The sequence below is a fragment of the Leisingera sp. SS27 genome, assembly GCF_028368855.1.
Lineage (GTDB): Bacteria > Pseudomonadota > Alphaproteobacteria > Rhodobacterales > Rhodobacteraceae > Leisingera.
Window position 1 is genome coordinate 1 of the sequence record NZ_JAQNCY010000028.1, and the last position, 1,273, is coordinate 1,273.

General features: G+C 56.6%; 1 protein-coding gene. It reads right to left on the reverse strand.

The features are described 5' to 3' along the window. Nucleotides 1-39: 39 nt before the first annotated feature. A protein-coding gene (locus N6L27_RS23220) for an IS3 family transposase (protein WP_409201705.1) occupies nucleotides 40-1,193 on the reverse strand; the annotation gives its coding sequence in 2 pieces (ribosomal slippage) (nucleotides 40-917 and nucleotides 917-1,193; 1,155 coding nt in all). Nucleotides 1,194-1,273 lie beyond the last annotated feature (80 nt).

Consider the following 1,273-nt stretch of genomic DNA (forward strand, 5'->3'; position numbering starts at 1 on the left):
TGAGCTACTCCCCAATCGTTGGACAGCTTTCGGCGTAACTTAAGCTACTCTCTGCTCCTGCTGACCTGTTTGGGTTTCGTCTTTTCTCAGCCAATAAACCACGGCCGGAGGTTTGCCACCAAGGGCGGAATGGGGGCGTTTGCGGTTGTAGAATTCGACCCACTTGCCGACGCCCACCTTTGCTTCTGATCCTGTTTCCCATGCGTGCAAGTAGACGCACTCGTATTTCAGGCTGCGCCAGAGCCGTTCGACAAAGATATTGTCGAGGAACCGACCCTTGCCATCCATCGAGATGCGCACGCCGGAGCGGCGCAGACGATCTGTCCAGGCAAAGGACGTGAATTGGCTCCCCTGGTCGGTGTTCATGATCTCTGGCGGGCCGAAGCGGTGGATCGCCTCATTCAGAGCCTCGACACAGAAGTCGGCTTCCAGCGTGTTCGAGATGCGCCAGGCCAGAACCTTGCGGGTATGCCAGTCCATGATCGCCACCAGATACAAGAAGCCCCGTCGCATTGGCAGGTAGGTGATGTCTGCGGCCCAGACCTGGTTGGGCCGGTCGACGCGCAACCCTCGCAACAAGTAGGGATACGTCTTGTGGCCCTTCGCCGCCTTGCTGGTGTTGGGCTTCTGGTAGATCGGCATCAAGCCCATGAGCCGCATCAACCGTCTGATCCGTTTCGCGTTCACCAGATGGCCTTCGTTGCGAAGATGCCAGGTCATCTGCCGAACACCGAAGAACGGCGTTTCCAGAAACTGCTCGTCAATCAGACGCATTAGCGCCAGGTTCAGCGCCGTCTCGCCCTTGGGCTGATAATAAAACGAAGACCGCGGAATCGACAGCAGCTTGCATTGCTTACCAATGGGCAGATTGGCATTGGCAGGTTCGATCATTTTCCGCCTCACTTGCTGATCCACGGCTTGAGCTTTCGTGACAAAAAATCATTGGCCACGGCCAGCTCCCCGATCTTGGCGTGCAATTCTTTGACCTGCTCTTCATCAATCTCCGGGGTTTTCTTGCCGCCACGCTCGAATACGCCGGACGCGCCCTCCAGGAGCGCCCGCTTCCAGCTGTGGATCATTGTCGGATGAACGCCAAATTGGCTTGCCAGCTCAGCGACAGTCCGCTCGCCCTTCAAAGCCTCAAGCGCGACCTTGGCCTTGAACTCAGGCGAATGGTTCTTCCGTTTCGACATCTCTGATCTCCTCTGCGTCGAAGATCAACAGACAGCAAATTGTAGCTTACGTCAGTGTCCGATTTTCGGGGAGTAGCTCA